The organism is Chitinophaga sp. (assembly GCF_035564935.1).
Classification (GTDB): domain Bacteria; phylum Bacteroidota; class Bacteroidia; order Chitinophagales; family Chitinophagaceae; genus Chitinophaga.
The window spans coordinates 1-7925 of record NZ_DATMTE010001117.1 but is presented as its reverse complement, the minus strand read 5'-3'; the positions used below and the strand labels follow the sequence as shown (position 1 = coordinate 7925).

Annotated in this window: 5 protein-coding genes; 1 reads left to right on the top strand and 4 read right to left on the bottom strand. The window is 45.5% G+C overall.

The window, feature by feature from the left end:
• Positions 1–254: 254 nt before the first annotated feature.
• The gene (purL, locus tag VN105_RS28895; protein ID WP_325646821.1) at positions 255–2480 is read right to left on the bottom strand and encodes a phosphoribosylformylglycinamidine synthase subunit PurL; all 2226 of its coding nucleotides are present in this window, start codon (positions 2478–2480) and stop codon (positions 255–257) included.
• Positions 2481–2769: 289 nt separating this feature from the next.
• On the opposite strand from purL, the gene VN105_RS28890 reads away from it, so the two are divergent.
• Positions 2770–4959, top strand: coding sequence for a glutamine synthetase III (locus VN105_RS28890; RefSeq protein ID WP_325646819.1), 2190 nt, complete (start codon positions 2770–2772; stop codon positions 4957–4959).
• 136 nt (positions 4960–5095) lie between these two features.
• On the opposite strand, the gene accC is transcribed toward VN105_RS28890, so the two are convergent.
• From accC to efp, 3 genes are all read right to left on the bottom strand, one after another.
• Complete coding sequence (gene accC, locus VN105_RS28885) at positions 5096–6433, bottom strand: acetyl-CoA carboxylase biotin carboxylase subunit (protein WP_325646817.1); 1338 nt, start codon at positions 6431–6433, stop codon at positions 5096–5098.
• 113 nt (positions 6434–6546) lie between these two features.
• Positions 6547–7029: an acetyl-CoA carboxylase biotin carboxyl carrier protein gene (gene accB / locus VN105_RS28880; protein WP_325646815.1), complete on the bottom strand. Its 483-nt coding sequence runs from the start codon at positions 7027–7029 to the stop codon at positions 6547–6549.
• 133 nt (positions 7030–7162) lie between these two features.
• A complete protein-coding gene (gene efp / locus VN105_RS28875; RefSeq protein WP_089903140.1) occupies positions 7163–7729 on the bottom strand; it encodes an elongation factor P in 567 nt (188 codons plus the stop codon).
• Positions 7730–7925 lie beyond the last annotated feature (196 nt).

Here is a 7925-nt window from a genome sequence, read left to right as displayed (position 1 = left end):
TTTGGGGTTTTTACCAGGTTGCGGCATCCATTGCCCCGTGAATGATCCAAACGGGCTGTAATCGTCTTAATTACCCGGAACAAGCCTGTTTTATCGGCTTTCACCCGCCCGTTTGTTTACTATTCAAATCAATGAAATGTTCGCTTTACTATCTCCCGGATGTGTACACTTATTTCTTAAAGATCATCAGCATAAAAAAATGGTTCGCATAATTGCTATGCGAACCATTTTTTATGTTGATGAAAAGCGGAAGATTATTTCTTCAGATGTTCTTCAATAGCGGTATCGTATGATTTTTTCCAGGTGCTTACATTGCCCCAGTCTTCTCCATTCACTTTAATGGTTTCACCGGTTACCACACCCAGCTTCTCGTAGCGTACAGAATTATCTGAAGCATCCACCAGGCCATGTAACAGGGCCTCGAACTTCTCTTTATCGGATGGTTTAACGGTTACCACTACACGGCTCTGGCTTTCCCCGAACAGGTAAGCATCTTTACGGAACTTGTTGTTGAGTGCCAGTTCAAAGCCCAAACCGGATGGCATAGCGCTTTCCAGCAATGTAACAAACAAACCGCCATCGCTTACATCATGTGCGGAACGGATCAGTTTGGCCTTATTCAGTTTAGTGATAGCCTGTTGCAGGTGCAGTTCCTCATCAAGATTGAAATGCGGCGCAGGGCTGTATTCTATACCGATGATCTTATGCAGGTATTCGGAGCTGTTAATGTCGTTACGGGGGCGGCCTACCAGGTACAGGAGATCGCCTTCTTCCTTAAAGTTGAGCGTGATGCGCTGATCCAGTGTATCCAGGATACCCACCATACCAATGGTTGGTGTTGGGTAAACCGGGCCTTCGGGCGACTGGTTATAGAAGCTTACGTTACCACCGGTAACAGGCGTATTGAATTTACGGCAGGCTTCACCCATTCCCTGTACCGCGTGTACAAACTGGTAATAAACTTCCGGATCGTAAGGATTACCGAAGTTCAGGCAGTTGGTGATAGCTACCGGTTCGCCACCGGAGCAAACGATGTTACGTGCAGCTTCTGCTACAGCGATCTGCCCGCCTTTGTGAGGATCGGCAAATACGTAACGGCCGTTACAATCGGTGGTCATAGCCAGCGCTTTCTTCGTTGGTTTTACCAATACAATGGCAGCATCGCTTGGTGCATTGGTGCTGGCGTTTGCAGTACCTACCATGCTGTCGTACTGGTTGTAGATCCAGCGTTTGGAAGCAATGTTTGGCAATGCCACCATTCTTTCTGCTACAAAACGCGGATGTTCTGTATCAGGAATATTCTGAATATCGAATGCTTTTACTTTGGCGAAATAAGCAGGTTCGGTATAAGCGCGGTGATATTGCGGAGCGCCGCCGCCCAGTACCATACTTTCAGCAGGAACATCTGCTTCCAGTTCGCCGTTCATATAGAACTTCAGGTTTTTATCTTTCGTTACTTCACCAATCTGAACACAGTGCAGGTCCCATTTCTCGAAAATATCCAGCACCGGTTTTTCTTCTCCTTTCTTCACTACTATCAGCATACGCTCCTGGCTTTCGCTCAGCAGCATTTCCCATGCTTTCATATCTTTCTGACGGGTAGGTACTTTATCCAGCCAGATGTTCATACCATGTTCGCCTTTGGCGCTCATTTCTGCAGTAGAGCAGGTGATACCGGCAGCGCCCATATCCTGCATACCAACAATGGCGTTTGTTTTGATGATTTCCAGGCATGCTTCCAGCAGCTTCTTTTCCTGGAAAGGATCTCCTACCTGAACGGCAGGCAAATCTTCCACACTGTCTTCTGTAATATTCGCAGATGCGAAGGAAGCGCCGCCGATACCGTCTTTACCGGTAGCGGAACCCACAATGAAAACGGGGTTGCCTTCACCATAGGAAGTAGCGGAAACGGTTTGGCCAACTTTTACGATACCTGCGCTGAACGCATTTACCAGCGGGTTGGTACCGTAGCAGTCTTCAAAATAAGTTTCACCGCCTACGGTAGGAACGCCGAAACAGTTACCGTAGTGGCCTATACCATGTACAATGCCTTTAACCAGATGTTGTGTTTTCTGATCATTAATATTACCAAAGCGAAGAGAGTTCAGCGCAGCGATAGGGCGTGCGCCCATTGTAAAGATATCGCGATGGATACCGCCTACGCCGGTAGCGGCGCCCTGGAAGGGCTCAATAGCGGAGGGGTGGTTATGCGATTCTATTTTAAATACCACCGCGTAGCCGTCACCTATATCTACCAGACCGGCATTTTCTTCTCCTGCTTTAACCAGGAGCCTGTCGCCTTCGCGGGGCAGTGACTTCAGCCAAACGATTGAGTTTTTGTAAGAGCAGTGCTCACTCCACATTACAGAGTACATACTTAACTCTGTAAAGTTGGGGATACGGCCTAAAATAGATTTAATTCGTTCAAACTCGTCAGCGGTAAGTCCTAGCTGTTCAGCAATTTCTACGGTGGTTTGCATGTATTTAAGTATAAAAAACGAGATGTTTAAAAGAAGTCGCAAAAGTAAATGATTTTCCTTCAAATGCCAAGAGAACCCGGTGCTGGCTTTAGTGTTGTTTTTTACAGTCCGCTATCATATTATTTATTTTTAAATTCATCAGATTTAAAGTCCATACACTTTAAATATTTAATGAAATGGCAAAAAAACGGCCATTTTAAATAGCTAAATGTAATTTTTCAATTAAAATGAACAATTTATTTGCATTTATAGCGATGTATGCGTTCTTTTGTGTAAAATAATTTACAGCATGACATCGTTACGTTTCAAAGCGCTGGAAGGATTAGCTGGCGTAGACTCCACTCTCACCGAACATGACGGTAAAATCACCGAAGTATTTGGCAGCAATGTTTTCTCTGGTAAAGTTGTTCGGGAATATCTGAGCGATGAGGCTTATAAAAGCCTGATGAACTCTGTTAAAAATGGCACCAAGCTGGAACGTAAGATGTCCGAGCAGATCGCTTCCGGCATGAAAGCATGGGCAATGAAAAAAGGTGTAACACACTATACACACTGGTTTCAGCCACTGACCGGCACAACTGCAGAAAAGCATGACTCATTTTTCACTTTGAAAGGTGATGGTACTGCACTGGAAACATTTGATGGCGACGCCCTGGTACAACAGGAACCGGATGCTTCCAGCTTCCCTAACGGCGGCCTGAGAGCTACCTTCGAAGCCCGCGGCTACACTGCCTGGGATCCTTCCTCTCCTGCTTTCATCCTGGAACAGAGCTATGGTAAAACACTCTGCATCCCTACCATCTTTGTTGCCTACACCGGCGAATCCCTGGATTATAAGGCGCCGCTGCTGAAAGCACTGGCTGCTATGGACAAAGCTGCAGTAGATGTATGTAACTATTTCGATAAGAACGTTACCAAAGTAACCGGTACCCTGGGTTGGGAACAGGAATACTTCCTGGTAGATGAAACTATGGCTAACGCCCGTCCGGATCTGATCATGACCGGCCGTACTGTAGTAGGCCATGCTCCTTCCAAAGGACAGCAACTGGAAGACCATTACTTCGGCGCTATCCCTGAGCGTGCTTATGCTTATATGCGCGATTTCGAAGTAGAATGCTACAAACTGGGTATTCCTTTGAGAACCCGTCACAACGAGGTAGCTCCTTCCCAGTTCGAGTGCGCTCCTATATTTGAAGAAGTAAACATCGCAGTAGACCACAACTCCCTGCTGATGGATGTAATGAATAAAGTGGCAAAACGTCACAAACTGAAAGTGTTACTGCACGAGAAACCTTTTGCAGGCATCAACGGTTCCGGTAAACACAATAACTGGAGCATGTCCACCGATACCGGTGTAAACCTGCTGGCTCCCGGTAAAACACCGAAAACCAACCTGATGTTCCTCACTTTCTTTGTGAACACCATTAAAGCGGTACATGACTACGCCGACCTGATGAGAGCTGCAATTGCTTCTCCAAGCAACGACTTCCGTCTGGGCGCCAACGAAGCACCTCCCGCTATCATCTCCGTGTTTACCGGTAAATACCTGTTCGATGTACTGCAGGAAGTTAAAAACCGGGTAAACAACAAGTTCGACGAACAGGATGAAGCTATCCTGAAACTGGATCTGCACCGTCATATCCCTGAACTGTTGCTGGATAACACCGACCGTAACCGTACTTCTCCTTTTGCTTTCACCGGCAACAAGTTCGAATTCCGCGCGGTAGGTTCTTCTGCAAACTGTGCTTCTGCAATGACCGTGCTGAATACCATCATGGCTAAAACCCTGGTTGACTTCAAAGCTGAAGTGGATGCACTGATCGAAAAAGGCGAGAAAAAAGAGATTGCGATTATGCAAACTCTTCGGAAATATATTGTAGATTCGGAAAAAATACTGTTCGAAGGCGACGGATACAGCGAAGAATGGGAAAAAGAAGCCGAAAAAAGAGGTTTACCAAATGTAAAAACCACTCCTAAGGCACTGGATGCAATGGTTACACCAAAAGCAACCAAACTCTATGCTGAAACCGGCGTTTACAACGAAAAAGAACTGCACGCCCGCCACGAAATACTGCTGGAAGATTATGTGAAGAAAGTGCAGATCGAAGCCCGCGTTATCGGCGACCTCGCTACCAACACCATCCTCCCGTCTGCTATCAGCTACCTGAATGATCTCGTAGTAAATATCAACGGTCTGAAAGGAATTGGCCTGGGCGACGAATCAGTAAAAGCGCAGAAACAAATTGCCGGCAAAATAGCTGAACATATTAACGTAATCAGTGAAAACGTACAGGCTATGATCGAGGCCCGTAAGGTAGCTAATAAGCTGTCCGACAGCCGTCAGAAAGCGATTGATTACTGTGAAAAAATTAAGCCGTACTTTGATGTTATCCGCTACCACTCCGATAAACTGGAGTTCCTGGTGGACGACAAAAAATGGGCACTGCCTAAATACAGAGAGCTGCTTTTCTTGCGATAAAACCGTAAGATTGTTTTGGTGTATGATTAGCCCCGGATTTTCATCCGGGGCTTTGTTTTTTGGTAACCGACGTTAATAAAAAAAGTCCTCCTGATCAGATCAGGAGGACTTTTTTTTAATAGTATATCCGTTACCGTTATACCAGCTTAAATGTTTCTGTGAACTTGGTAGTAAAGTTTCCTTTACGGAAGTTCTCATCACGCATCAGCTGCTGGTGGAAAGGAATCGTTGTTTTCACCCCTTCAATTACAAACTCGCTCAGTGCGCGTTCCATCGTGTTGATCGCTTCTTCACGTGTTTGCGCCATGGTAATGATCTTTGCTACCATGGAATCATAGTAAGGCGGAATTACATAACCGGCATAGATGTGAGAATCCACCCTCACGCCATGACCGCCGGGAATATGCAGCGTAGTGATTTTACCGGGAGAAGGACGGAAATCGTTGTAGGGATCCTCGGCATTGATACGGCACTCGATGGCGTGCATCTGGGGCGTATAATTTTTTCCGGAGATAGGAATACCAGCAGCAATTTTGATCTGTTCTTTTACCAGGTCGAAGTTGATCACTTCTTCTGTAACCCCGTGCTCTACCTGGATACGGGTGTTCATTTCCATGAAGTAGAAGTTACGGTGCTTATCTACCAGGAACTCAATAGTACCCACGCTTTCATAGTTGATAGCGCTGGCAGCCCTGATAGCGGCATCTCCCATTTTCTCACGCAGTTCAGGCGTCATAAATGGAGAAGGCGATTCTTCCACCAGTTTCTGGTGACGGCGCTGGATAGAGCAGTCCCTTTCACTGAGGTGGCAAACTTTACCGTATTGGTCGCCGGCTACCTGGATTTCAATATGACGGGGTTCTTCCACGAATTTCTCCATGTAAATACCATCGTTACTGAAGGAGGCACGGGCTTCATTTTTAGCCATGTTGTAAGCGTTCTCGATCTCGCTTTCTTCCCATACCACGCGCATACCTTTACCACCGCCGCCGGCAGTGGCTTTGATGATCACCGGAAGCCCCATGCTTCTGGCGATGGATTTTGCTTCTTCCACGCTCTGGAGCAGGCCTTCGGAACCGGGAATAACCGGTACACCGGCAGCAATCATGGTTTCTTTGGCCGTCATCTTATCACCCATTTTGCGGATCATGTCCGGTGTGGGGCCGATGAACTTAATACCGTGTTCACCACAGATTTCGGCAAACCGGGCATTCTCTGCCAGAAAGCCATAACCGGGGTGGATAGCATCTGCATTGGTGATTTCTGCAGCCGCCATCAGGTGAGGGATGTTCAGATAAGACTCTGAGCTTTGCGGCTTGCCTATGCATACTGCTTCATCAGCAAATTTCACATGCAAACTGTCTTTATCTGCTGTTGAATAAACTGCTACCGTTTTAATACCCATTTCCTTACAGGTACGGATAATCCGGAGGGCAATTTCACCACGGTTAGCAATCAATATTTTTTTGAACATTGTTTTCCTTATAAGTTAATAATAGCTGTTAGCTTTTAGCGGTTAGCCTTTAGCCATCAGCGCACTACCATGGGTAAGACTGAAAGCTAAAGGCTAACGGTTAAAGGCTATTATTATGGTTCAACTAAAAATAAAGGTTGATCATATTCTACCGGAGAAGCGTCGTCTACCAGTACTTTCACGATCTTCCCGCTCACTTCACTCTCTATTTCGTTGAATAACTTCATTGCTTCGATGATGCACACCACTTTACCGGGGGCTACTTCGTCACCAACATTTATGAATGGTGCTTTGTCCGGGCCGGCGCTGCGGTAGAAGGTACCGATCATGGGAGATTTGATGGTTACCAGGTTATCTGCTTTAGCAGGAGCAGCAGGTGCGGCAGCTACAGGTGCTGCGGTGGCCGGGGCTGCTGCAGGAGCTACAGCGGCTACTGCCTGTACGGGCGCCACGGTTGCAGGAACGGTGATTACCTGCTGAACTTCATTATCCTTCTGCTTTATTGTAATCTTAAACTTGTCCTGTTCAATGCTCAGTTCACTGATATTTGATTTGTTGATCATTTTTACCAGTTCCTGAATCTGTTTAAAGTCCATGTAGACAGTTTTTGGTTTAGAAATATATAGAATATGACAAATACTTTTTAACGCATTCAGGAACTTTGTTTCAGAAAGATCTCCCCCAGAAACAAAATTCCTTTTCTCCGAAAATCAGTATTTCAGAAATGCTTTATGCTTTTACTCTTTCAATGTACTCACCGTTCTTGGTGTTCACACGGATCAGTTCTCCCTCGTCTACGAACAGCGGAACCATAACAGTGGCGCCGGTTTCAACGGTAGCAGGTTTCAGGGTACGGGTAGCCGTATCGCCTTTTACTCCGGGTTCAGAGTAAGTTACCAGCACCACAATTTTATCGGGTAATTCAACCGCCATGTACTGCTCAGTTTCTGTGTTGATCTGTACACTTACTTCCTGGCCTTCCTTCAGGAACTGAGGCGCATCGATGGCTGTTTCCGGCATAGCAATCTGCTCAAATGTTTCATTGTCCATGAAATTGTAGCCGGTATCATCTTTATATAAATACTGAAAAGCTTTCTTTTCAATACGGATAGGAAAGATAGTATCACCTGAGTTCCAGGTGTGCTCAATAGAACGGCTATTGTCAACGCCCTTCAATTTAGCCCAAACCTTTGCGGCTGCACGGGCGGTTTTATTCTGACCAAACTCTACAACAGAATACAAACTGTTATCCAGTTTGATGATTAATCCTGTTCTGATATCTGCGGTGGTAGCCATAAATAGGTTACTGATTTTAAGTTAAAAATTTATACGGATTGCAAAAGTAAAAATTTTCGCATATGAACAAGCAACTAATTCCCAAAATTAGAGAGATTAGTCCCTTTTCGGCTCAATTTTCGTCTTTTTTATTCAAATAATGACATTTATCCGGTATTTTTAAACTCAAATCAAGAAACTTTTATAAGTATGCGCT